Origin of the sequence: Halosimplex halobium (assembly GCF_051414055.1) — an archaeon.
Classification (GTDB): domain Archaea; phylum Halobacteriota; class Halobacteria; order Halobacteriales; family Haloarculaceae; genus Halosimplex; species Halosimplex halobium.
The window spans coordinates 75,629-99,427 of sequence record NZ_JBLKNX010000008.1; the positions used below are offsets into that span (position 1 = coordinate 75,629).

The following is a 23,799-nucleotide window of genomic DNA, read 5'->3' on the forward strand; positions in this document are numbered from 1 at the left end:
CGTCGGTGTGAGGGTGTGCTGTCCTCAGTCGTCGGGCCGGGGGGTCGGGAGCGCCCGGTGGCGCCGCGGGGGGACGAGGAAGTTCCCCCGGCGGCGGACGAAGATGTACTCGAGGATGCCGTTGTTGACGCGCTGGCGGACCGCCGGGGTGGCGGCCGCGATATCGGCGCCGTTCATCGCCTCGCGCACCGACTCGAACTCGGAGACGCGGCGCTGCAGCGACGGGAAGTGGAGGCTCGCGACCGCCTGGTCCGAGCCGATGTCGTCGGTCGACTCGAAGTGGCGGCGCAGCAGCCGGACGTTCCCGTCGTCGTCGCGGTTGGCCCGCGCGGCTTTCTGGGCGTGGCCGACGCGGCCGGCCTCGCGTGCCCGCCCCTCGATATCGTCGAGGAACCGGTCGATCCCGCTGTCGTCGCCGAGGTTCGCGCCGACGCCCTCGACCAGCCCCGCCTCGGCGTGGGCGGGGCTGAACAGCTCGGCGACGCGCTCGTCGTAGTCCTGCTCGCCGTACCAGTCGTCGAGCCGCTGGCGGAGGTTCGCGATCACTTTCGTCGTCCCGCCGGCGAAGGGCCCCTCCTCGATGGTGACGCGGTCCTCGGTCGCCTGGTTGCCGACGAAGCCCGCTTTGAAACCCATGAACAGCGGCGACTGCTCGGGGACGGGCTCCGAGTCGGGAATGCCCGCGGCGTTCTGGTGGTCGGCCGGGAGGCCGGCGCCGACGAAGCCGGTGCGCCGGGAGTCGACGGTCGCCACGTCGGTCAGGCGGGCGTCGACGGACTCCCCGTTGACCGCCTCGCGGTCGCCGGTCAGCGCCTCGTCGGCCGCCAGCACCACGTCCGCGCGGTTGCTCGCGAGGTGGACGACGGCGTCCTGGGTGTCGAAGGTCGGGTCCTCGAACGCCGAGAGCGCGCGGGGCGGCGGGAGCTCGACCGAGGACGGGAGGCCAGTGTCGAAGCGGTCGAAGTAGGCGGGGGAGTAGGCGACGGTGTGGAGCAGGCCGTCGGCGCTCCACTCGTAGGCGCGGTCGAGCGTCGACAGCGCGGTTTCGAGCGTCACCCGGGCGTCCTCGCCCGGGGGGCCGTCGCCGTCGAAGTCGACGTACAGGAGCACCTGGTGTTCGGGCAGCAGGGAGTTGCCGCTGTCGTCGTGGGGGACGTGGTCGCGCCAGGCGTGCTGGCGTGCGGGCTTCGCGTCGGGGTCGCCCGCGGGGACGGCGTCGCCGTCGGTCCGCTCCTGGCAGGCCGCGAGCGCGCCGGCGCCGCCGACGGCGACGGCCGCCCGGAGGAACTCCCTGCGCGGGAGGTCGCGGTCGAGGTCGGGGACCATGTGGGCCGGTAACGAGCGGACCGAGAAGGGGATTTTGGTCGGTCGCCCGCCGCCGGCTCGGTCCCGGATCGGCGTGGGACCGGCCCCGGTCGGGCCGGGCCGCGCCGGTGGTGGGCGTCGACCGGCCCCGGGACCGCCCCGGGGCGGGCGCGGGACCGCCGTTCCGAGGGGGGCCAGACGCCGTCGTATCGGTGGAATTGGTAATCATTATACGCGGGGCCGCCCGACCACCCGGGTATGCAACGACGAGCCGCGGCGATTTACTTCGTGTTCTTCCTCGTCCTCGGGGCCGGTGCGTACGGCCTCATCCAGACGACGGAAGCGCCCACGATCTCACTGGAAGGTGACACCGCGTACTCCGCGGGCGACGAGGTGACCTTCGGCGACCGGACCTGGGAGGTCGCCCAGGCCGACACCGGCAGCGGCGAGCTCGCGTGGGTCAACGAGTCGGCCGTCGTCACGACGACCATCGACAACGACACCGAGGTCCCGGTGACCGACGTGCGCTGGGACGACCAGTCGGCCCGCATGGAGCAGGTCTTCGAGGCCGGCTCGACCGTCCAGTACAACGGCAGCGAGTACGAGGTCGCCGTCAACGAGAGCGCGGGCTCGTTCACCCTCGCGCTCGCGAGCGACGCGTCGGTCAACGAGAGCTACGGGGTCGGCGACACGGTGACCTACCGGGGCAACGAGGCGACCGTCACGAGCGTCACGGGCGAGGCGGCGACCATCGTCTGGGGCGGCCCGTACCTGCTGGTCGTCCAGGCGGAGGGCGTGGCCGACCCGACCGAGGCGACGTTCGTCGAGCAGCGCGACATCGGCGCGATGGTCGACGAGGACCCGGCGCTGTACAACGAGACGATCACGCAGGACGGCGTCCGGAAGGTCACCTTCCGCGCGAACGATACCAACGTCCCCGTCGACGAGTACTTCCCGCCGGTCGAGCGCCACACCATCGCCGAGGGCGAGACGTTGACCTACCAGGGCAACGAGACGACCGTCGACGCCGTGACCAACACCAGCGTCGAACTCACCCGTCCCGGCCAGAACACCGTCACCGTCGGCTTCTCCGAGGGGTCGAACTTCACCGTCGCGGACACGCAGTACTTCGCGCACTTCCCGGACAACTCGTCGGTGTACTTCTTCGAGACCGCCGAGCGCTACGACGACTACGCGGCCGAGGAGAACACCGTCGAGTCGTACAACGACCGGATGAACGGCCTGTGGGGCATCGCGGAACTCAGCCTCGTCACCGCGATCATCCTGATCGCCATCGCCTTCTTGCCCGTCCGGGGTTGACGGTCGGGAGTGACCGGCCGCGGACGGCCGTTTTCGGGACGAACGCTTTCGGGACGACGCTTTTCGGACGCTACCAGACGGGACAGCGGCGGCGCTGTCGACGAGCGGTGAAGCGAAGTCGAGACGGAGCGAGAAACGGGGTCAGTCGGCGCGGCTGAGCCAGACGAGGCCGGCGCCCACGGCGGCGGTCGCGACGGCACCGACGACCTGCAGGGCCGAGGCGGCCACGCTGCCTTTCGTCGTCCAGGGGGCGCCGGCGAGCGTCGCCAGGGCGACCAGCACGAGCAGGGCGCCGACGGCGATCCCGACCGGCTCCAGCCGGTCCTCGAAACGGTTCGTGACGTTCATACACTACTCCTCGCGGCTCACCGCCGTAAACTTCGTGGTTCGCGACGCCGCTCAGGACGAGCGATCCGGGTCGTCGCCGGTTCCGGCGGACGTGTCGGACTCGTCGGCGTCTACGCCGGTTTCATCGGCGTCTGCGTCGGTGCTTGCGTCCGCGCCGACCGCCTCGGCGTCCGCCCCGGTGTCCGCGTCCGCCCCGGTGTCCGCGTCCGCCCTATCGCCGGCGGGACCGGCGGTGACGCCGTCGGCGACCAGCTCGGCCAGCGGGTCGACGGCGACCCAGAGGCGAGCGGCGACCACGACCAGCGGCCCCAGCCCGAGCAGGAGGAAGGCCACGTCGTAGAGCCACGCGGCGTCGCCGAGCAGCGGCGTCACGGCCGCCGCCAGCCCCGCGTGGGCCACCAGGACCGCAGCGAGGACGACCAGCCAGTGGACGACCGAGGCGAGGTGCTCAACAAGCTCGGCCGGTCCGTCGAGCGCGAGCCGCGTCAGGGCCGCCAGCGCCGAGGCCAGGTACACCAGTAGCACCACGGCGGCGAGCGTCGCGAGCGCGCCGACCACGGCCGCAAGCGTCACCGGCGTCCGCGGCACCAGCAGGTCCAGCCCGGGCAGCAGCGACGCCAGCGCGAGCACGACGACGAGCGCTCCCGTCCCGAGGACGATCCTGGTCGCCGATTCGACTGTGTCCGTTCCGACGGCACTCCGGAGTCTGTCGGTGTCGACGTTCATGGCTCCGGGCGAGCCCAGGGGCCGGACCGATTATAAAGACTGCAAGGCGAATACACCCGCCTTCAGGCGGGTGATGAAGCCGACACGGTGAGCAGCAATCCACCGTTCTACTTGCAGGCTCGGATATTCCACCGCAGACACCAACTTTTACAAATAAGACGAGTATAACAAGTTATAGAGGTGTTCCACGGATGCTGGAAGTTCACCGCACCCACCCAGCGAAAATCCGCAATCACTCGCAAGTTGCGGAGTCGCTTAACCGACACGGGTGGGCGGCCAGCAAACTGTGGAACGTCGCCAACTACCACTCCCGCCAACAGTGGGAGAAGACGGGCGAAATCCCCGACCACGAGGAGTTGAAACGCGAATTGAAGGATCACGACAAGTACCGAGGGCTGCATTCGCAGTCCAGTCAGCGGGTTCTGGAGGAACTTGCTGAAGCCTTCAACTCGTGGTACTCCTCAGACGACAACCGGGACAATCCGCCCGGCTACCGCAAACAGAACTACTACGACGACGAGGGCCGCTGCGTCCACGAAGAACACCCGCGTTCAACGGTCACGTGGAAGCAGAAGGGCTTCCGCCACGACCAGAAACACAACCGTGTTCGTCTCAGTAAGGGTGCGAATCACAAGGAACACCCCCGCGCTCGGGAGTACATCCTCGTCGAATACGAGACGCGCCCAGACGTTGAGGTGGAGAACATCCAGCAAGTACGTGCGGTCTATGACCAAGCGAAGGTGCGATGGGAACTCCACCTCGTCTGCAAACACGAGCGCGAAACGCCAGACGCGCCCGGTGATGAGACGGCTGGCATCGACCTCGGCATCTCGAATTTCGCCGCCGTCGCGTATAGCACCGAGGAAGCCGACCTCTACCCCGGCAACCGCTTGAAACAGGACGGGTACTACTTCCCCAAAGAGATCGCCAAGTGCGACAACTCGGATGGTGAACGAGCCACGAGACTGCATCACAAATGGTCGGAGCGCCGCACCCACTTCTTCCATGCCTTCGCCAAGCACATCGTCCAGCGGTGCGTCGAGAAGGGTGTCGGCCAGATCAACATCGGTGACTTGGAAGGCGTGCGCGAGGACGATGACGGTGAGGCGAAAAACTGGGGGCGGCACGGCAACCTCGACCTGCATGGGTGGGCGTTCGACCGCTTCACCAGTATCCTCGAATACAAGGCGAAGGTCGAAGGGATTGACGTGGATGAGGTGGACGAGGAAGCTACGTCGAAGACGTGTTCGGTGTGCGGAAAAGAAGACGAGAATCACCGTGTTGAGCGTGGGTTGTACGTGTGCGAGGACTGTGATGCAGCATTCAACGCGGATGTGAACGGGGCGGAGAACATCCGTCTCGATATCAACGACAGCACAAGTAACTCCGAGTCCCCGTCCGGGGATAGGAGTACCGGCTGGTTGGCACAGCCCGGTGTCTACCTGTACGACCTCACCTGCGGATTCCAACCGCGGGCCGAGGTGGTGGACTCCAAACCCTAATATCCCAACGCTCGGGATTCCACGGCCTTCAGGCCGTGGAGGATGTCAAAGGGGCGCGTTCGTGAGCGCGGTTTTCCGCGAATTAAGTCGGTTTAACGGGTGTGTCGTCGGTCCGTCGGACTCCGTTCTGGTCGTCCAGTCCGTCGCGAAAACGGGCCGGGAGGGAGTTGAACTACGCCCGGACGTGCTCGCTTCGGCGGCAGTGCTCGCTCGCTTCGCTCGCGGGCACTGCGCTGCGCACGCCCGGTCTACTTCGACTCCTCCTACCGGTTCGTGACCCGTTCGCGCCGCTCACGGGTCCACTGTACGGGCCGGGAGGGAGTTGAACCGGAGCCAGAGGGTCCGGCGTGCGGCCTCGCTTCGCTCGGCCGGTCCGGGCTGCCACTGGCAGGGTTCAACTCCTTCCGGGCCGGTTCACTCACCGCCTCGTTACCACTCGGCGGTTCGTTGCACGGGCCGGGAGGGAGTTGAACCCCCGACCATCTGGTCTCTCCCGCAACCACGCGGGTCGAACGCGTAGCCGCGATAAAAGCCAGACGCTCTGCCTGACTGAGCTACCGGCCCTTCATCACCGAATCGGGGAGACGGCGATTAAGTACTTACGATCAGCCCCGTTCGAAGCGTCGTTCGAGCGCGGTGGCGACGATCTCGTCGGGTTCGACGTCCTCCAGTGCGGCGCGCCTGCGGAGCTCGCGGTAGACCTCCGGCGGGAGTTCCATGGTGAGTTCGCCGAGGGTGATCCCTTCGGCGGCCAGCGCCTCGTCGACGGGGGTGCCGTCGTTGACGTCGCTGGCGACCGAGCGGACCTGGCGGACGGTCATGTCGTGGTCGAGGACGGCCCACGCGAGCTGGAGGCGGGCGGCGCCGGCGACGCGGGCGATGTGCTTGGCGGCGGTGGGGGCGATCTCGCCCATCGCGACGTGCTTGCGGATCGAGCGGGGCAGGTCGTGGACGCGGGACCACTTGCGGATGAAGGCGACGGTGGCCTCCCCGCCGGCCCGTTCGGCGGCGGCCTTGTACGAGCCCTCGCCGCGGACCAGCGCGGCGCAGGCGGCCGCGCCCCGGAGCATGAAGACGGTGTCGGCCTCGCCGGCGGCGTCGCTGGCGAACTGCCGGACGGTCTCGGCGGCGGTCTCGAGGCTCTCCGGGTCGTCGGGGTCGAACTCGACGGCCTCCTCGGGCCGCTGGCCGGTGACGCTCGGGTCGCCGCGGATGACCGGTGCCCCGACCGGCGACTCCCGGTCCGTCGGCGGATCGCCTGGCCCCTCGTGGCTCATCGCTCGTCCCTTCGGAACGGTCTCTCAAAAGGGTCCCGTCTGTCGGCACGACCGGTGCACACGCGCCCGGCGGCCGATCGACCGTCGCCGTCGCGGCCCCGCGGCCGGGGTCGCGGCTCGACCACGGCCGTCAGTCGGACGCCTCGGCGCGCTCCTCGGAGAGGTGCTCCCAGACCTCGGCGCAGCCACACCCGTCCTCCACGTCGTCGAGGTGGCTGGTATCCGGCTCGGGCGCTTCGTCGTCGTGGGTGTCTGTCGTCTGGGTCATCGGTTCGTCGTACACCCGGATACAGGCCACACTCTCTTAACCCGTCGCGCTCCCGTAATTGCTACCCGGGCTGCGACCTACCGGCAATCCCTTCAGCTATCTCGGACGGGCGCGGCGGCGGCCGGTCCGTCCCCGCTCGGCAGCCGACCCACCGGCGAGTGTTGTCCGGGGCGACAGGCTCTGGGTACTCCGGGGCGTAGGGGCCGGCAGTGACGACCGACGTTCACCAGCTCGACGACGGTGCCTGGATCAGCGTCAACGACGAGCGGCAGATCAACGTCAGCGACCTGTGGCTGCTGGCCCGCCAGGAGGTCTGCGACTGCGAGACCGCCGACTTCCTCGTCGAGGGGTTCGCCGAGGTCGGCGTCGACCACCCGGACATCCAGGCGAAGGTCGCCGGCCGCTGTATCACCTGCGGCCGGGAGGGGGTGACCGGCTGGCTCACCGTCGGCCGCGTCATCGACCCCGCGGACGGCGAGTTCTACCCCGTCGACACCGCGAGCGTCCAGATCCCGGAACAGCGTCGCCGCCTCGCTCGCCCCGAAGAGTAGGCAACACGATCCGGCTTTCGGGAGAGGTGGAGTTGCTTGTCGAGATGCGCGTGCGTTTAAGTACGGAGCTATTGGGGAGAGACACGAATGCCGTCGAAAGTCGAGAACTGGAAGAGCGAGGTCTACGGCAACGAGATACGCGAACACCTGATGGAGTTCGCCGAGGAGGGCTGGGACGCCATCCCGGAGGACGAACACGACGCCTGGTTCGAGCGGTTCAAGTGGTGGGGGCTGTACCACCAGCGGAAGGGCCAGGAGTCGTACTTCATGATGCGCATCGGGACGCCCAACGGCGTCCTCGAACCCGGCCAGCTGCGGGTCGTCGGCGAGATCGCCGACGAGTACGCCCGCGGCCCCGTCGACAACCCCGAGTTCGGCGGCGCCTACTGTGACTGGACGACCCGCCAGTCGATCCAGCTCCACTGGATCAAACTCGAGGACGTCCCGGAGATCTTCGAGAAACTCGAAGCCAACGGCCTCTCGACCCAGCAGGCCTGCGGTGACTCCTGGCGCAACATCGTCGGCTGTCCGGTCGCCGGCAAGGACGAACACGAGCACATCGACGCCTGGCCGGTCGCCCAGGATCTGCACGAGACGTTCAAGGGCGACGACGACCACACCAACCTCCCCCGGAAGTGGAAGGTCTCGGTCACCGGCTGTGACCAGGGCTGTGGCCAGGGCGACATCAACGACCTCGCCTTCGAGCCGGCCGAGAAGGACGGCGAACTCGGCTTCAACGTCCGCGTCGGCGGCGGGCTCGCCCGCAAGGAGCCCCGCTTCGCCCGCGACATCGACGTGTGGGTGCCCACCGAGAAGGTCAACGAGGTCGCCGGCGGCATGTCCGCACTCTTCCGCGAGTACGGCGACCGCGAGGACCGCTTCAACGCCCGCATCAAGTTCCTCATGGACGAGTGGGGTCCCGAGAAGATGCGACGGGTCCTCCAGGAGGAGTTCGTCGACTTCGAGCTCCCGACCGCCGGCGAGGACATGCGCGACCAGTACACCTACAACGCCGGCACCGGCGAGCACGGCGACCACGTCGGCGTCTACGACCAGCCCGACGGGAAGAACTACGTCGGCCTGAACGTCCTCGTCGGCCGCATGGGCGTCGACGACGTGCTGGAACTCGCTGATCTGGCCGAGGAGTACGGCTCCGGTGAGGTCCGGCTGACCCAGCGCCAGAACATCATCGTCACGGACGTGCCCGACGAGAAGCTCGACGCCTTCCTCGACGAGCCGCTGCTGGAGGACTACTCGCCGAATCCCAGTCCGTTCATGCGCGGCTCCATCGCCTGTACGGGGACGGAGTTCTGCTCGCTCTCCATCGTCGAGACGAAGAACCGCCAGGTCCGCTACGCCCGCTGGCTGAAGGACAACGTCGACCTGCCCGAGGAGGTCGAGGACTTCCACATCCACCTCTCGGGCTGTACCGCTTCGTGCGCCCAGCCGCAGATCGCCGACATCTCCCTGCGCGGGATGAAGACGCGCAAGGACGGCGAACCCGTGGAAGCGCTGGACATCGGCCTCGGCGGCGGCCTCGGCGAGAACCCGCGGTTCGCCGACTGGGTCGAACTGCGCGTCCCCGTCGACGAGGTGCCCGGCGCGATCAGGAACCTCGTGGACAACTACGAGGCCGAGCGCGACGGGACGGAGACGTTCCGCGAGTTCGTCGCCCGCCACGACGAGGACGCCCTCGCCGAGTTCGTCGAACCCGAGGAGACGGACTACGAGGACCCGTACATGCACAACACGAAGATGACGTGGTATCCCTACACCGAGGACAGCGAGATGAGCGACTCCCCGGCGCCGACCGACGCCGAGGGCAACTCGATCGCGCCCGCCGACGACTGAGCGGACGCCCGGACTCGCTCTTCCTCGGAGGCCGACGCCTCGGCGCCCCGCAACGTTATTTCGCTGGACTCCCTATCCTCCCCCGTACCCATGACCGGTGACGAGCACGTCCATCCGGAAGTGGGATCGCAGGACTGGGACAACCCGGACTTCTGTCCGTTCTGCGGCGAGCAACTCCCCGACGGCGGTGCCGGGTTCATCGACCACACGAAGGAGAGCGACACCTGCCGCGAGCGGTTCGAGGTGTGGCGGTCGAACATCGCCGACGACGTGGCCGGCGAGTGGACCGGCTGAGTCGCGGACCCGGCGACGGTCGGCGGCTGCCGCCGCTTAAGTGGCTGGCCCGCCGACCGTCGGTATGGTCGACCGCATCCTGAAGGTCAACGCCTACACCACCTTCGACCTGCTCGACGGCCGCGTCGAGGGCCACGGCTTCGAGGAGGAGGCGCTGACCGTCCTGAACGTCACCACCGACAGTCGCGACGACCCCGACCACGTCGAGTTGCAGGTCGAGATGGACAACACGGACCTCGACGAGGTGACCGCTCACGCCGACCACGTGGAACTCTCGGCCGAGCAGGCCCGCGAACTCGCCGCCGAACTGGAGAAGTACGCCGGCCGCGTCGAATCGGCTGACGTAGACTAAGTCGGATTCGGAGTGCCTGAGCGGCGAGTACCGCTCGAACCAGAACTGCGAACAGCGTGAAAGCCCCCGCTCGCTGCGGTCCCGGGGCTCGCTGCGCGCCTCGTCGTTCGCTCCGCTCACTCCTGCGGTGCTTGCGTCGCCCGGGTTCCCGCAGCGAGCGGCCCCTTTCATTCCCACCCGTATCGGCTGGCCGGTCAGTCTGAGCGGGTGGGAATGAAAGGGGCGACGCGTTCGGTCCGTCCCGGACGACGCAAGCACCGCAGGCCGAAGGCCGAGGAGCGCAGCGAGGCCCGGACGGTCGAACGCGTCGGGGCTTTCAGGCTGTTTGCGGCGGCGACTCTCGAAGCGGTCGAGCCGTTCCCGCAGCCGTTCGTACCCCGTTCATCGACGAGAACCACTGCTAGCGACCACGACGCTTTTCACGGCGAGCGGCGAACCGGGGGGTAATGGAAGCACTGACGCTCGGTCCGGCGGGGACCTACTCCCACCGGGCGGCGAAGGCGGTGGCCGACGAGGTGGTCTTCACGGACTCGAAGACGGCCATCGTCGAGGCGGTCGCGAGCGGCGAGTACGAGCGGGGGGTCGTCCCCGTCGAGAACAGCACCGAGGGGCCCGTCACGGAGTCGCTCGACGCGTTCGCCGAGTTCGACGTGGCCGCGGTCCGCGAACTCATCACGCCCATCCGCCACGCGCTCATCGCGCAGGGGCCGGAGTTCGACGTGGTGGCCAGCCACCCGCAGGCGCTCGCGCAGTGTCGCGAGTACCTCGACGCGAACTATCCCAGCGCCACCCTGGAGTCGATGACCTCGACCGCCGCCGGCGTCGAGCGTGCCCGCGAGGACCCGGGCGTCGCCGCCATCGGCCACCCGCAAAATGCGGACGAGGAACTCCAGGTGGTCGCCGAGGACATCCAGGACCAGTCGTCGAACGCGACCCGATTCCTCGTCGTCGCGCCCGCGAGCGAGCGCAGCGAGGCCGGCTCGAAGACCTCCTTCATCGTCTACCCGAACGTCGACTACCCCGGGCTGCTGCTGGAACTCCTGGAGCCGTTCGCCGACCGCGATATCAATCTCACGCGCGTCGAGTCCCGCCCCAGCGGCGAGCGGCTGGGCGACTACGTCTTCCACATCGACGTGGAGGCGGGCCTCTACGAGGAGCGAACCCAGGAGGCGCTTTCGGAGATCGAGGCCATCGCCGACGAGGGATGGGTCCGACGGCTGGGCTCCTACGACAGCGAGACGGTGCTGGACTGATACGGATAACTGGGATCGGTTCCCGGGTCGACCGCGCGCAGTCGTGCGGTCGACCCCGGAATGATTTGCAATACTCCGTATGACGCTACGCTTCGTCGGTCGGCGTCGGGAGCCGGAGTCGCACGACGGTCCCCCGGGAGTGGTTGTCTTCGATGGACAGCTCGCCTCCGAACCCCGCGACTATCCAGCGGGCGAGCCACAGGCCGACCCCGGTCCCGTGGGTGACCTGCGTCTCCTCGCCGGCCTCGATCGCCGCGCGCTCGGACTCGGGGATCCCGGGGCCCGTGTCGGCGACGGTGATATCGACCCAGTCCGACGAGCGGGCGGACGCAGTCAGCGTCGCCGTCGGCGGCGCCCGGTCGTGGTGGGCCAGCGCGTTCTCGACGAGTTCACGGAGCGCGACGGCGAGTCGGTCGTCGGCCTTCGCACGGACGGACTCGGGCGCTTCGACCGCGATCTCGGCGTCGGGGTAGCGGTCCGCGAATTCGCCGGCGACGGTCGATAGCGTCTCGCGCGCGTCGCGGACGGCGTCGGGGTCGCGCTCGCGCTCGAACAGCGACCTGGCCGTCGCGACCTTCTCGCCGGTCGCGGTCAGGTCGTCGGCCCACTCCTCGATGGTCGTCGCGTGCGACCGGAGGTCCCCCTCGTCGAGTTCGCACCGGAGGGTCGATGCGTGTCCGCGGACGACCGTCATCGCGTTCCGGAGGTTGTGCCGCAGGACCCGGTTGAGCACGTCCAGTCGCTGTTCGCTCAGGTGGCGGTCGGTGGTCTCCGACTCGATGCCGACGAAGTGGGTTATCTCGCCGTCGTCGGTGATCGGCGCGATCGTCTGGTCGACGTGGTACAGTTCCCCGGACTTGCGCCGGTTGACGATCTCGGCCTCCCACGTCTCGCCGTCGAGGATCGTCTCCCACAGCTCTTCGTAGAACTCGGGGGCGTGTTTCCCCGACTTGACGATGGCCGGGGTCCGCCCGACGGCCTCCTCGCGGTCGTACCCGGTGTCGGCCTCGTAGGCCGGGTTCACGTACGTGATCGTCCCCTCCCAGTCGGTGATCACGATGCCGTGGCCCGCCTGCTCGACCGCCTTCTTGAACACCCGTAGCTCGCGTTCGCGCTCTTTGCGCTCGGTCACGTCCATCACGGCGCCGCGCAGCGCGACCGTCTCGCCGTCCCCGTTCACGCCCCCGGAGCCGTCGTCCGCGGAGACCGCCTCACCGAACGAGCGGAGCCGTCGTTCGTCGCCCCCGGCGGTCCGTCCCCGGAGCACCACGTCGTACGGCGTGCCGGACTCCCGACACCGGTCGACGAGCCGGCGGATCCGCGGCCGGTCGTCCGGGTGGTAGAACTCGACCGCGTCCGGGAGGGTCGGTTCGTAGTCGTCGTCGACGCCGAAGATCGCCCGCGTGCCGTCCGTCCAGCGGAGGTCGGCGGTGCGACAGTCGAGCTCCCAGCCGCCGACCTCGGCGAGGCGCTCGGTCTTCGACCGGAGGTCGCGGTTCCGCGCGAGTTCGCGCTCGCGCTCTTTGCGCTCGGTCACGTCCCGGGAGACCCCGACGATCCGCGTCACCGCCCCGTCGTCGCCGACCGGCGTCAGCTTCGTTTCGAACGTCCGGTCCCCGCCCGGCAGCGCGATGGTCTCCTCGTACTCGATCGTCTCGCCCGCCCGCACGCAACGCCGGTACGCCGCGGCGATATCGCTCCCGACGGCACCGCCGAACACCTCGCGAGGCGTCTCCCCCCGGATCTCCGGGGCGGACAGGTCCGTGAGCGACTCGTAAGCGGGGTTGACACGCCGGTATCGGAACGCGTCGGTCCCGCCGTCGGCGTCGACGTTCACGAGGAAGACCGCGTCGTCGACGGTCTCGAAGATCGTCTCGTACTCCTCGGGGAGGTCCGCGGCCGCTCCCGGAGAGGACGGCGGAGGGTCCGGGGCCGGGCCGCCGCCGCGGTTCCCCTTTCTTCGGTCGTGCGAGGTCATCACCCGAATTCGACCGGTGACGCGGAAAAGCGGCCGGGCGTCTCCCACTCCGTGGGCACACCGTCCGGACGCGGTCCGGGTCGCCCGCGGACGGGGGCGAAGGGGTCGTCACGGACGCGCGCCTTAAGGCCCGCCGGGCCGTACCGCCGAGTGACATGACAGGATCCACCGACCCGTTCGGCGACATCGAGGAACTGATCGACGTGATGACCGGCGGGCTCGAACCGGCGAGCGACCTGGCGGTCGACGTGGCCGACACCGGCGACGAGTTCGTCGTCGTCGCCGACCTGCCCGGCTACGAGCAGTCGGACATCGACGTGCAGCTGACCGACTCGACGACGCTCGTGCTGTCGGCCAGCCGGGAGACCGAGTCCGTCGAGGCGGCCGACCGCTACGTCACCCGCGAGCGCCACGGCCAGTCGGTCAGCCGGCAGGTCGGCCTGCCCGAGCCCGTCGTCGAGTCCGAGGCCAGCGCCTCCTACGAGGGTGGCGTGCTGACGGTCACGCTCCCGAAGCAGACGACGACCGACGACGGCGGCACCGACATCCCGGTGAACTGAGCGCGCACGCGTGCTGCCGCGGCCGCGCCCGGCCGCCGGAACCGCAAACGGCTTTCGCGGGCGGGCCGAGTCGCCGGTATGGCACTCGAACCCGGCGACCCGGCGCCCGAGGTGGCGGCCCCGAACCAGGACGGCGAGACCGTCGAGCCCGACTGGTCGGGCGTCTCGGTGGTGTACTTCTACCCGAAGGACGACACGCCCGGCTGCACGACCGAGGCCGAGCAGTTCCAGGCGGAACTGGAGACGTACCGCGACGCGGGCGTGACCGTCTACGGCGTCTCCGTCGACGACGCCGACTCCCACGCCGAGTTCGCCGCGGAGTACGGGATCGAGTTCGACCTGCTGGCCGACCCCGACGGCGAACTGGTCGACGCCTTCGACGTGGAGCGGTCGCGGGGCGTCGCGAGCCGGACGACGTTCGTCGTCGTCGGCGGGTCGGTCCAGGCGGTCTACACCGGTGTCGACCCCGACGGCCACGCGCGGAACGTCCTCGCCGACCTCGTCGAGACGGGCGTCGTCTCGCTCGATGACTGAACGGGACCAACCGCCGGTAGACTGCCCGCCGCGACCGGCGGCCGACCCCACCGTTCAGAAGGCTTATCACCGGAACGGACCGGAGTACCGCCAATGAGCGTCGCGAACGGCAGTCTCAGGTACGCCCTCCTCGCGGTCGTCGCCGCGGCCGTCGTCTTCCCGTTTTCCCGGGTCGCGAGCGGCGTCTGCGTCGTCGCCGCGGTCGGCGTAATATACTTCCACCGCGACCCCGCGCGGGTCGTCCCGCCCCAGGGCGTCGTCGCCCCCGCCGACGGCAAGGTGACCGTCGTCCGGGAGGAGGACGAGGGGCTCCGGCTGGGCATCTACATGAGCGGCTGGGACGTACACGTCAACCGCGCACCGATGGACGGCACCGTCGAGAACGTCGAACACGTTCCCGGCGCGAACAAGCTCGCGTTCACGAAGGACGCCGAGGAGAACGAGCGGCTGCGCTTCGAGTTCGAGGACTACACTCTCGAACAGATCGCCGGCACGTTCGCTCGTCGGACCTACTCCTACGTCGACCCCGGTCAGGAAGTCGCCCGCGGCCAGCGCATCGGCCACATCTCGTTCGGCAGCCGCTTCGACATGGTGTTCCCGCCCGAGTACGACCCCGACGACCTGACCGTCGACGTTGGCCACCGCCTCTACGGCGGCGAGACCGTCATCGCCCCACAGCGCTCGCAGGTGGCAGGCGACGCCGACACCGCGGACGACGCCGATGCCGCGGACGATACCGACGCGGTCGGCGAACCGCGGGACACCGCTCCCTCTGCCTGAGCCTGCCGGGCCGCGGTCCCGACACGTCCGTTCCCCCTCGCGGCGGCCTCTGTCTCCGACGCTCGTACGTTCCGCTCGCTGGCCGAGTACGTGCGGCTTCGCCCACGTCCGCTGACCAGTTACTAACCTGACATATTTACGGACGGGACGACCAGTAGCGGGCGAGAAATGACACGGACAGAGGGGGGGCCTTCGGGGGCGAGCGGGGACTGCGCCTGCGACCCGTCGGTCGTCGCGGGCGAGGGGTTCTTCCGGACGCTAGTCGAGAGCGCCTCGGACGCGATCGTGACCGTCGACGGGACCGGTGGGATCGTCTTCGCCAACCCCGCCGCGGCGGAGCTGTTCGGCCACGAGCCCGGGGCGCTGGTCGGCCGGTCGGTGATGGCGTTCCTGCCGGGGGGCGGCCGTCCGCGGGTCCGCGAGGCCTTCGAGGCGCTACGGTCGGAATCCGAGGCGCCGGCGGAGTGGGAGGGGATCGAGACCGTCTGTCGCCACCGCGACGGGCGGCTCGTCCCGGTCGAGCTGTCGCTGCGGGCCCACCGGGAGGGGGAGGAGTGGCTGTTGACCGCAGTCGTGCGGGACATCTCGGACCGCCGCGCCGAGCGGGTCGAGCGCCGCCGCGAGCGGGACCTGACCGAGCAGCTGCTGCGGACGGTCCCGACGGGGCTGGTCGTCCTCTCGGCCGAGGGCGTCATCGAGCGGATGAACGACCGCGCGGGGGAGATCCTGGGCGTCGACCCCGAAGGTGTGGTCGGCGACTCCCGGGAGACCGACGCCTGGCGGCTGCTCGACGCCGACGGCGAGCCCGTGCCGCCCGACGAGCGGGTCTTCGGGATCGCCCTCGAAACGGGGCGGCCGGTGACCGAAGTCGAACACCAGGTCGAGCGGGCCGACGGCTCGCGCGTCTGGGTGCAGGTCAGCGCGGCGCCGCTGACGGAGGGGGACGGCGGCACCGACCGGGTCGTGGTCGCCGTCGAGGACATCACCCGCCAGAAGGACCGCGAGCGGCGCCTGCGCCAGCAGAACGAACAGCTCGAACGGCTCGACCGGATCAACGCGGTCATCCGGCGGATCGACCAGGCGCTGGTGCGGGCGACGACCCGCCGGGAGATCGACGAGGCGGTCTGCGAGGCGCTAGCCGCGGCCGACCCGTACCTGGCGGCCTGGATCGGCGACGTGGACGCCGGCAGCGACGAGGTGACCCCGCGGGCCCACGGCGGCGACGTGGCCGACTACCTCGACGCGATCTCGGTCACGCGGTCGTCCGAACCCGTCGGGTCCGGGCCCGCGAGTCGGGCGATCCGCTCGCGGTCGGTGCAGGTCACCCACGACGTGAACACCGACCCGGCCTTCCAGGGGGCGCGGGCGGCCGCCGCCGCACACGGGGTCCGCTCGGCGGCCAGCGTCCCGCTGGTGTACGACGGGACGATCTACGGCGTGTTGACCGTCTACGCGGACGAGCCGGGGGTCTTCGACGGGACCGAGCAGGACGTGCTCGGCGAGCTCGGGTCGACGATCGGCCACGCGATCAACGCGGTGACCACCCGCCAGGCGCTGGTGGCCGACCGCGTGACGGAGCTGCGGCTGGCGGTCGACGACGACCGCCACTTCTTCTCGGCGCTGTCGGCCGCGCTGGACTGCGAGGTGGCCTTCGAGGGTGCGACCGTCCAGGCAGACGAGACGTTCCGCTACTACCTGACCGTCGCGGGGGCGGACCCGGACGACGTGCTCGGGTTCGCCGACGGGTTCGACGGCGTCGAGTCGGCCCGCGTCGTCAGCGTCGGTCCAGACGGGGAGTGCCTGCTGGAGGCGACGCTCGACGCCGGGAGCGCGTTCGGCGTCGTCGCGAGCCACGGCGGCGCGGTCCGGTCGGCGTCGGCGGCCGACGGCAACTGCGAGATCGTGGCCGAACTCCCGGTGGCGGCCGACGTGCGCGCCGTCGTCGAGGCGCTCCGCGAGGCCTTCGACGGCATCGAGGTCCGCGCCCAGCGCGACCGGGACCGCTCCGGGACCGGATCGGTCCCCTCGGGGGCGTCGCTCGACGCCGACCTGACCGAGCGCCAGCGGACCGCCCTGGAGACCGCCTACTACGCCGGCTTCTTCGAGTGGCCGCGGGAGTCCACCGGCGAGGAGGTCGCCGAGTCGCTCGGCGTCTCGGCGCCGACGTTCCACAAACACCTCCGGGTCGCCGAGCGGAAACTCCTCGCCGCCCGCTTCGGCGACCAGTCCGCCGAGTGACACTAACCATTTAGCCACGCCACTGAATACCGCAGGGGAGTATGCTCCGATACAGATGGGACCCAACCACCACGAGGCCCTCGAACCGGCCGCCGACGCCACAGCGAGCGACGAGACGGACGCGCTGTTCGCCGCCCTCTCGGACGCCAACCGCCGGTTCGTGCTCTCGCATCTCGCCCAGCGGGAGACGCCGCCCGCCCTCGACCCGCTCGCCGGCGCGCTCGCGGCGTGGAACGACGACCTCTCGCGGGAGGACGCCCGCATCGCGCTCCACCACGTCCACCTGCCGAAACTCGCGGACGCGGGGCTGGTCACCTACGGCGACACCGTCGAGCTGACCGACGACGCCGACGCGTCGCTGGACCTGGTCGACGACGCCTGAACCGTGGCCGCCCGGGCGGGGCCGAAGCCGTCTTCGACAGCATAGAGCGCCGCCGAGAGGGCGGTCAGGCCCGCTCCGCGCTCACTCGATGTTGATCGCGGGTCGGCCCGGCGCGGCCTTCCCCGCCAGGTCGTCGTCGGCCTCGTCGGCCGACTGGACGACCACCTCGGCGTCGAACTCCTCCTCGACCAGCCACGCGGCCCGCTCGAGCGCGGCCTTCTCCTCGTCGGGCGCGAGCACGTCCGAGAGGGCCTCGCGCTCGGCCTGGAGGTCCTGTGCGAAGTCGGCGGCGGCGTCGCCCTGCTCGCGGATCTCGTCGTGGCCCATCAGGTCGCCGATCAGGTTGTCGGCGTCGGACTCGCGGGCGAGTTCGTGCGCGCGCGTCTTCCAGTCGGGGGCGACCGCCAGCGTGATCCGCTCGGGGTCCTCGATGCCGACGGTGTCGACGATGTCGCGCACGTCCTCGCGGGTGTCCTCGACCAGGCGGCTGGCCACCTCGTAGTCCTCGGGCAGGTCCGCCTCCGGCCACTCGGCCTCGGCGAGCAGGCCCTCGCCGCCCAGCCGCTCCCAGACCTCCTCGGCGACGTGGGGCGCGACCGGCCCGAGCAGCTTCACGACCGTCCGGACGCCGCGTTCGACGACCGCGGGGTCGGCGTCCTCGCGCTCGTGGTAGCGGCGCAGCAGCGAGACGAGGTCGCGGACCGCCTGCAGCGCGTGGTTGAACCGGAAGGCTTCGAACTCCTCGGTGGCCCGCGCGGCCGCCGCGTCTATCTCGCGGTCGACGTAGGCGGCGACCGGGTCGTCGTCGGCGCCCGCACCGTCGCGCTCGACGACCTCCTCGGCCAGACCGTAGAGGTTCTGGAGGAACTGGTGGGCCGACTCGACGCCCTCGGGACTCCAGGCGAAGTCCTTCTCGGGCTGGGCGGCCTCCATGATGAACAGGCGGGCGGTGTCGGCGCCGTACTCCTCGACGATCCGGGTGGGGGAGACGCCGTTGTCGCCGGACTTGGACATCTTGTTGCCGTCCTCGCCCAGCACCATCCCCTGGTTGGTGAGGTTCTCGAAGGGCTCGCGGACCCCGTCGACCAGATCGATGTCGTCGAGCACCTTCGTGAAGAAACGGGCGTACAGCAGGTGCATCACGGCGTGCTCGATGCCGCCGACGTACTGGTCGACCGGCATCCAGTCGTTGGCCCGTTCGGTGTCGAACGGGGCGTCCTCGTCGTCCGGTGAGATGAACCGCAGGAAGTACCACGAGGAGTCGACGAAGGTGTCCATCGTGTCCGTCTCCCGTTCGGCGGGGCCGCCACAGGACGGACACTCGACGTGCTTCCACTCCTCGGCGGCGTCCAGCGGGTTCCCGGTCGTCTGGACGAACTCGGGCAGTTCGACGGGCAGGTCCTCGTCGGGCACCTCGACGAAGCCGCACTCCTCGCAGTGGACCATCGGGATGGGCGTCCCCCAGTAGCGCTGGCGGGAGATGCCCCAGTCGCGGAGGTTGTACTCGGTGCGGTGCTCGCCGTCGAAGTCATCGACGAATCTCTCCCTCGCTTCCTCGCTGGTCAGGCCGTCGTACTCGCCGCTGTTGACCAGGACACCGTCCGGCGTGTAGGCTTCCGCCTGCACGTCCACGTCCTCGGCGTCGACCTCGGCGTCGGGTTTCGGTTCGACGACCTGTTTGATGGGGATGTCGTGTTCCTCGGCGAACTCGTGGTCGCGCTCGTCGTGGGCCGGGACCGCGTAGAGCGCCCCCGTCCCCACGTCGGTCAGCACGTAATCGGCGACGTAGACCGGGATCTCCTCGCCGGTGGCGGGGTTGACGGCGTACTCCCCGGTGAACACGCCGGAGGTCACGTCGAGTTCGTCCTCGTCGGCCTGCTCGGCCTCCCTGATATACTCCGCGACCTCGTCGTTGTCCTCGGCGATCTCCTGTGCGACCGGGTGACCCGGGGCCAGCGAGAAGAAGGTCGCCCCGTGGATCGTGTCCAGGCGGGTGGTGAAGATCTCCACCTCGTCGCCGGTCGTCAGCTCGAACTCGACGCTGTCCCCTTCCTGGCGACCGATCCAGTTGCGCTGCATCTCCCGGACGTTGTTCGGCCACCCGTCCAGTTCGTCTAGGTCCGCCAGCAGTTCGTCGGCGTAGTCGGTGATCGTCAGGAACCACTGGTCCATCTCGCGGTGGTCGATGGGGGTGTCACAGCGCCAGCAGATCTCGGTCCCGTCGCGCTCCTCCTCGACCTGCTCGTCGGCGAGGACGGTCTCGCAGGACGGACACCAGTTGAGTTCGGCGGCCTGACGCTCGACGAGGCCCTCCTCGCGGAACCGCTTGAACAGCCACTGGTTCCACCGGTAGTACTCGGGCTCGCAGGTGGTGATCTCCCGCTCCCAGTCGTAGCCGAAGCCCATCGACTTGAACTGCTCGGTCATCGAGTCGATGCAGTCCATCGTCCAGTCGCGGGGGTTGGTGTCCCGCTCGTTGGCGGCGTTCTCGGCGGGGAGGCCGAAGGAGTCCCAGCCCATCGGGTGGAGGACCTCCTCGCCGCGCATCCGCTCGAAGCGGGCGTAGGCGTCCGTGATGGTGTAGTTGCGGACGTGGCCCATGTGCAGGTCGCCCGACGTGTAGGGGAACATCGCGAGGACGTACTCGGGGTCCTCGGCGTCGTCGGGGATGCGGAACACACCCTCCTCGTCCCACGTGCGCTGCCAGCGGGGCTCGATCTCCGCGTGGTCGAACCCGCGCTCCCGTTCGCGCTGCTCTCCGGTCCCGGCGGTCATGCGCGTACGTCGGACAGCGACGGTGCTATACCTTTCCCTTCGCTGGGAGAGCGACACACGGCCGAGCGGGCGGGACCGTGGCCGTCGCGGTCACTGCCCGTCTGCTTCGGTGTTCGAGTCGCCCACAGTCGGCGGGTCGACCGCCGTCTCGGACCACACGGCCACGTCTTCGTCGGAGAATCCACCGTCGCGCTCGTCGGCAGTCCTCGCTCCGAGGATACTCGCGCACGCGACCGCCCGGTCCGCGTCGTCGAACGTCATCTGCAGTCTCGTTCGTGTTCGACCGTCTTAGGAGTTCTCTCCGAGCGGGCACGCCCCCGACCTCACCACCGTGGTTTTACGTCCGACCGCACCCACGCTCCGCTATGCGCGTCGCCTCCCTGCTGCCGTCGGCCACCGAGATCTGTTACGCCCTCGGGGCCGAACCCGTCGGCGTCTCCCACGAGTGCGACTGGCCGCCCGCGGCCGCCGAGTTGCCGACGCTGGACCGCTCGCGGGTCGACCCCGACCAGGACAGCGCCGCGATCAACGAACAGGTCGCACAGGCCGAACAGGAACACGGCGGCGTCTACGAGATCGACCTCGACACCCTCGCCGCGGTCGACCCCGACGTGGTGGTCACCCAGGGCGTCTGCGACGTGTGCGCCGTCGACACGCTGCTCGTCGAGGAGGCCATCGCCGAGGCCGGGGTCGACGCCGAGGTGCTCACGACCGACGTACACAGCCTCGCCGACCTCTATCACGATATCGAGCGCTTCGGCGACGTGTTCGACCGCGAGGACCGAGCGGCCGAGGTGGTCGCGGACCTGCGCGAGCGCGTCGACGCGGTCCGCGAGCGGACGGCTGGGATCGACCCCGACGACCGGCCGAGCGTCGCCGTCTTCGACTGGCTCGACCCCGTGATGGTCGCCGGCCACTGGATGCCGGAACTCGTCGACGCGGCGGGCGGCACGTACCCAATGGCCGAAACCGGCGACCGCTCGACCCCCCGGGAGTGGGCCAGCGTCCGCGAGGTCGACCCCGACGCCGTCGTCGCCGCGCCCTGCGGGTTCGGGCTCGACCAGACGCTCGACAGCGCCGACGAGCTGACCGACCGCCCGGGGTTCGCGGACCTGTCCGCCGCCGAGGCCGGCCGCGTCTACGCGATGGACGGCCACTACTTCGTCAACCGGCCCGGCCCCAGGCTGGTCGACACGCTCGAACACCTCGCCGGTCTGCTCCACCCCGACCGGTTCGACGCCCCGCCCGCGGACGTGGCGCGCGAACTCCCAGTCGACGCGGCGAAACGAGAGGAACCGACGGCGTAGGCGTCGCCGAAGGCCGCGGAGTTACGGAGCGCGGGACCCGCGCCGGGTTCGCCGGCCGGCGACTCAGCCCAGCGACACGGAGCTGACGGACTGGGAGCGTTCGGCGTCCCAGAACTCCAGCCGTTCGGCGGTCCACTCGACGGGGTCGAAGGGGGTGTCCCGGAGGCCCGCCGCCCGCTCGACGGAGCCGCCCCGGGCGACCGTGACGTGGGGGACGTAGTCGTCGCCCTCCACGTCGTCGACGGGGTCGAAGCGCTCGCAGAGCCGCCGGTGCAGGTCGACGAGGCCGGGGCTCTCGACGGCGAGGTAGACGACGGGGCCCTCGCCGCGGGGCACGTCGGTGAAGACGTCGACGCCGGTGACCCGCACCTCGAAGGGCGGTTCGCCGCGGAGGGTTTCGCGGGCGCGGGCCTCGAGCTCGTGGTAGCGAGCGGCGTCGCCGCGGCCGAGGCGCTTGGCGACGAGGGTGTGCTCGCCGCGCTGGCGGAGGTCGGCGGTCCCGAGACGGGTCCCCAGGTCGCGGGCGAGCGCGGCGACCGTCCCGGGCACGGGGACGTTCAGGCTGTACACGCCTCTCCGGAGGGACCAGCCGCCGAAAAGGCCGTCGCTCGCGGACGGCGATACCGGGTCGCTCGCGGACGGCGATACCGGGTCGCTCGCATCGTCGCTCGCGGGTCGCGGCTCCGCTCAGATCCGGTCGAGCAGCCAGAGGACGATCAGCGCGGCGATGACGAGCCCGAGCACCGGTTGCAGCGCGCCCAGCAGCAGGTCCGTGAGGGCGCCGAGGACCTCCAGCGCGAGCCAGACGACGACGAGGACGAGCACCACTTTCAGCAGCGTCTCGACCTCGATATCGGCCCGTGTGTCCATGAGCGTCCGGTGGCGAGCGACCGGCAAGTGCCTTCGGGAACGTGTCGCTCGAACCGGACTCGCGGGCGACCACGAAAGACTTTCCGCGGTTCGCGCCGACGCGGGTGATGATGAGAGACGCGTCGCGGGGGGCCGTGGTGTCGGTCGCCGTCGCGCTGCTGTGTCTGTCGGCCGTCGGGCCCGCGCTCGGGGGCGCGAGCGGGCCGTCGGTCGAGCCGGACCGCGGAGCCGCTGCGTTCGGGGGCGGCGCGGCGTCACAGGTCGCGCCGCCGCCGGCCTTCCAGTCGGCGGTCGACCCCGACGTAGTGGTGTTGCGCGCCGACGTACTGGAGAACGGCACCGCCGAGTGGACCGTCGAGTTCCGCGTGCGACTGGACGACGCGAACACGACCGAGGCCTTCGAGTCGGTGCAGGCGGACGTGCGCGAGACCCCGTCGTCGTTCACGGACCAGTTCGCCACGGGCATGCGCCGGACGGTCGCCAGCGCGGAGAACCGGACCGGCCGCGAGATGGCGCTGGAGGGCGTCACCGTCACCGCGAGCAAGGAGCAACTCCCCCAGGAGTACGGGGCCCTCACGTACCGGTTCACGTGGACGGCCTTCGCGGCGACTGACGGCGACCGGCTGCGGATCGGCGACTCGCTGTCCGGGTTCTTCCTCGACGGCGAGTCCTCGCTGGTCCTGTCGTGGCCGGCCGACTACGAGCCCAGGTCGGTGGCGCCCGACCCCGACGGGACCGGTAACGGGTCGGCCACCTGGCGCGGGCCGGCGGAGTTCGGCCCGAACGAGCCGCGGGTGGTCGTCGCGCCCGCGGGCGGCGGCCTCCCGACCGCGGCGCTGGCGGCCGGGCTGGTCGTCCTGCTGGTCGCCGCGGCCGCGGGCGCCGGGTGGCTCTACCGTTCGCGGGCCGGGGACGACGCGGCCGCGGACGCGGGCGGCGCGGCCGGCGGAACCGGCGCCGCGGGGTCGACCGCGGCGGACGACGGTGGCCCCGACGAACCGCCGGAGGAACTGCTGAGCAACGAGGAGCGGGTCGTCCGCCTCCTCGAAGAGAACGGCGGCCGGATCAAACAGCAGCGGATCGCCGGGGAGTTCGACTGGACCGACGCCAAGACCAGCCAGGTCGTCGGCAACCTCCGCGAGGAAGACGCCGTCGAGACGTTCCGCATCGGCCGCGAGAACGTCGTCGCCCTGCCCGAAGAGAGCGATTTATAGATTTCGACCCTTCAGCGCCCCTCGGTCGCGGTAGGCCGAGGAATCGAGGAACGGCGACGGGACGGTCGCCGGTCGAAAACCGGCTTAATCGGGATTGATCCGGGTTCGGAGTTG

General features: G+C 70.1%; 24 protein-coding genes and 1 tRNA gene. 14 read left to right on the forward strand and 11 right to left on the reverse strand.

The genetic code is table 11. The annotated features are described in order from the left end of the window. Positions 1 to 24 precede the first annotated feature (24 nt). Positions 25 to 1,326 carry a DUF7405 family protein gene (locus ACMGFG_RS09705; RefSeq protein ID WP_436930142.1) on the reverse strand — a complete coding sequence of 434 codons (1,302 nt, stop codon included), beginning with the start codon at positions 1,324 to 1,326 and terminating at the stop codon, positions 25 to 27. 237 nt (positions 1,327 to 1,563) lie between these two features. On the opposite strand from ACMGFG_RS09705, the gene ACMGFG_RS09710 reads away from it, so the two are divergent. Next, positions 1,564 to 2,625 (forward strand): DUF8231 family protein, encoded by a 1,062-nt coding sequence (locus ACMGFG_RS09710; RefSeq protein WP_436930143.1) that lies wholly within the window; start codon positions 1,564 to 1,566, stop codon positions 2,623 to 2,625. Between the two features lie 141 nt (positions 2,626 to 2,766). Here ACMGFG_RS09710 and ACMGFG_RS09715 read toward each other — a convergent pair whose 3' ends face one another. Next, complete coding sequence (locus ACMGFG_RS09715) at positions 2,767 to 2,973, reverse strand: DUF8123 family protein (protein ID WP_436930144.1); 207 nt, start codon at positions 2,971 to 2,973, stop codon at positions 2,767 to 2,769. 51 nt (positions 2,974 to 3,024) lie between these two features. Next, entirely contained in the window at positions 3,025 to 3,699 is a 675-nt protein-coding gene (locus ACMGFG_RS09720) for a hypothetical protein (RefSeq protein ID WP_436930145.1), read from the reverse strand. Positions 3,700 to 3,890: 191 nt separating this feature from the next. Between ACMGFG_RS09720 and ACMGFG_RS09725 the strand changes: the two genes are divergently transcribed. Then, the gene (locus tag ACMGFG_RS09725; protein ID WP_436930146.1) at positions 3,891 to 5,201 is read left to right on the forward strand and encodes an RNA-guided endonuclease InsQ/TnpB family protein; all 1,311 of its coding nucleotides are present in this window, start codon (positions 3,891 to 3,893) and stop codon (positions 5,199 to 5,201) included. 452 nt (positions 5,202 to 5,653) lie between these two features. On the opposite strand, the gene ACMGFG_RS09730 is transcribed toward ACMGFG_RS09725, so the two are convergent. From ACMGFG_RS09730 to ACMGFG_RS09740, 3 genes are all read right to left on the reverse strand, one after another. Beyond that, positions 5,654 to 5,765 (reverse strand) — tRNA-Lys (locus tag ACMGFG_RS09730). 41 nt (positions 5,766 to 5,806) lie between these two features. Beyond that, on the reverse strand, positions 5,807 to 6,478 hold the full coding sequence (locus ACMGFG_RS09735; protein ID WP_135364918.1) for a DUF7119 family protein: 672 nt from the start codon (positions 6,476 to 6,478) through the stop codon (positions 5,807 to 5,809). A 130-nt stretch (positions 6,479 to 6,608) separates the two neighbouring features. After that, a complete protein-coding gene (locus tag ACMGFG_RS09740) occupies positions 6,609 to 6,746 on the reverse strand; it encodes a DUF8595 family protein (RefSeq protein WP_436930147.1) in 138 nt (45 codons plus the stop codon). A gap of 209 nt (positions 6,747 to 6,955) precedes the next feature. Here ACMGFG_RS09740 and ACMGFG_RS09745 point away from each other — a divergent pair, with 209 nt between their 5' ends. The 5 genes from ACMGFG_RS09745 (at position 6,956) to pheA (ending at position 11,047) form a co-directional block, all read left to right on the forward strand. Further along, positions 6,956 to 7,297 (forward strand): DUF8134 family protein, encoded by a 342-nt coding sequence (locus tag ACMGFG_RS09745; RefSeq protein ID WP_436930148.1) that lies wholly within the window; start codon positions 6,956 to 6,958, stop codon positions 7,295 to 7,297. Between the two features lie 87 nt (positions 7,298 to 7,384). After that, the gene (locus ACMGFG_RS09750) at positions 7,385 to 9,148 is read left to right on the forward strand and encodes a nitrite/sulfite reductase (RefSeq protein WP_436930149.1); all 1,764 of its coding nucleotides are present in this window, start codon (positions 7,385 to 7,387) and stop codon (positions 9,146 to 9,148) included. A gap of 90 nt (positions 9,149 to 9,238) precedes the next feature. Continuing rightward, positions 9,239 to 9,442: a DUF7501 family protein gene (locus ACMGFG_RS09755; RefSeq protein ID WP_436930150.1), complete on the forward strand. Its 204-nt coding sequence runs from the start codon at positions 9,239 to 9,241 to the stop codon at positions 9,440 to 9,442. A gap of 64 nt (positions 9,443 to 9,506) precedes the next feature. Beyond that, positions 9,507 to 9,794 carry a DUF6360 family protein gene (locus ACMGFG_RS09760; RefSeq protein ID WP_436930151.1) on the forward strand — a complete coding sequence of 96 codons (288 nt, stop codon included), beginning with the start codon at positions 9,507 to 9,509 and terminating at the stop codon, positions 9,792 to 9,794. Positions 9,795 to 10,240: 446 nt separating this feature from the next. Continuing rightward, the gene (gene pheA, locus ACMGFG_RS09765) at positions 10,241 to 11,047 is read left to right on the forward strand and encodes a prephenate dehydratase (protein WP_436930152.1); all 807 of its coding nucleotides are present in this window, start codon (positions 10,241 to 10,243) and stop codon (positions 11,045 to 11,047) included. An 85-nt stretch (positions 11,048 to 11,132) separates the two neighbouring features. On the opposite strand, the gene ACMGFG_RS09770 is transcribed toward pheA, so the two are convergent. Beyond that, on the reverse strand, positions 11,133 to 13,025 hold the full coding sequence (locus ACMGFG_RS09770; protein WP_436930153.1) for a PAS domain-containing protein: 1,893 nt from the start codon (positions 13,023 to 13,025) through the stop codon (positions 11,133 to 11,135). 155 nt (positions 13,026 to 13,180) lie between these two features. On the opposite strand from ACMGFG_RS09770, the gene ACMGFG_RS09775 reads away from it, so the two are divergent. The 5 genes from ACMGFG_RS09775 to ACMGFG_RS09795 all read left to right on the forward strand — a co-directional run bounded on the left by ACMGFG_RS09775 (position 13,181) and on the right by ACMGFG_RS09795 (position 17,519). Next, entirely contained in the window at positions 13,181 to 13,585 is a 405-nt protein-coding gene (locus ACMGFG_RS09775) for an Hsp20/alpha crystallin family protein (RefSeq protein ID WP_436930154.1), read from the forward strand. A 78-nt stretch (positions 13,586 to 13,663) separates the two neighbouring features. After that, a complete protein-coding gene (locus ACMGFG_RS09780; RefSeq protein ID WP_436930155.1) occupies positions 13,664 to 14,119 on the forward strand; it encodes a peroxiredoxin in 456 nt (151 codons plus the stop codon). Positions 14,120 to 14,212: 93 nt separating this feature from the next. Next, complete coding sequence (locus tag ACMGFG_RS09785) at positions 14,213 to 14,899, forward strand: protein sorting system archaetidylserine decarboxylase (protein ID WP_436930156.1); 687 nt, start codon at positions 14,213 to 14,215, stop codon at positions 14,897 to 14,899. A gap of 168 nt (positions 14,900 to 15,067) precedes the next feature. Then, positions 15,068 to 17,137: a bacterio-opsin activator domain-containing protein gene (locus ACMGFG_RS09790; RefSeq protein ID WP_436930157.1), complete on the forward strand. Its 2,070-nt coding sequence runs from the start codon at positions 15,068 to 15,070 to the stop codon at positions 17,135 to 17,137. Positions 17,138 to 17,192: 55 nt separating this feature from the next. Further along, positions 17,193 to 17,519, forward strand: coding sequence for a DUF7344 domain-containing protein (locus ACMGFG_RS09795; protein ID WP_436930158.1), 327 nt, complete (start codon positions 17,193 to 17,195; stop codon positions 17,517 to 17,519). Positions 17,520 to 17,600: 81 nt separating this feature from the next. On the opposite strand, the gene leuS is transcribed toward ACMGFG_RS09795, so the two are convergent. Beyond that, positions 17,601 to 20,294, reverse strand: coding sequence for a leucine--tRNA ligase (gene leuS, locus ACMGFG_RS09800; RefSeq protein ID WP_436930159.1), 2,694 nt, complete (start codon positions 20,292 to 20,294; stop codon positions 17,601 to 17,603). Positions 20,295 to 20,384: 90 nt separating this feature from the next. Next, positions 20,385 to 20,555 (reverse strand): hypothetical protein, encoded by a 171-nt coding sequence (locus tag ACMGFG_RS09805; RefSeq protein WP_436930160.1) that lies wholly within the window; start codon positions 20,553 to 20,555, stop codon positions 20,385 to 20,387. Positions 20,556 to 20,659: 104 nt separating this feature from the next. On the opposite strand from ACMGFG_RS09805, the gene ACMGFG_RS09810 reads away from it, so the two are divergent. Then, positions 20,660 to 21,601, forward strand: coding sequence for an ABC transporter substrate-binding protein (locus ACMGFG_RS09810; protein ID WP_436930161.1), 942 nt, complete (start codon positions 20,660 to 20,662; stop codon positions 21,599 to 21,601). A 63-nt stretch (positions 21,602 to 21,664) separates the two neighbouring features. On the opposite strand, the gene ACMGFG_RS09815 is transcribed toward ACMGFG_RS09810, so the two are convergent. Continuing rightward, complete coding sequence (locus ACMGFG_RS09815; protein WP_436930162.1) at positions 21,665 to 22,171, reverse strand: 2'-5' RNA ligase family protein; 507 nt, start codon at positions 22,169 to 22,171, stop codon at positions 21,665 to 21,667. A 117-nt stretch (positions 22,172 to 22,288) separates the two neighbouring features. Beyond that, positions 22,289 to 22,471, reverse strand: coding sequence for a DUF7554 family protein (locus ACMGFG_RS09820; protein WP_436930163.1), 183 nt, complete (start codon positions 22,469 to 22,471; stop codon positions 22,289 to 22,291). Between the two features lie 110 nt (positions 22,472 to 22,581). Between ACMGFG_RS09820 and ACMGFG_RS09825 the strand changes: the two genes are divergently transcribed. Further along, positions 22,582 to 23,685, forward strand: a complete 1,104-nt coding sequence (locus tag ACMGFG_RS09825) for a helix-turn-helix transcriptional regulator (RefSeq protein ID WP_436930164.1) — start codon at positions 22,582 to 22,584, stop codon at positions 23,683 to 23,685. Positions 23,686 to 23,799: the final 114 nt, after the last annotated feature.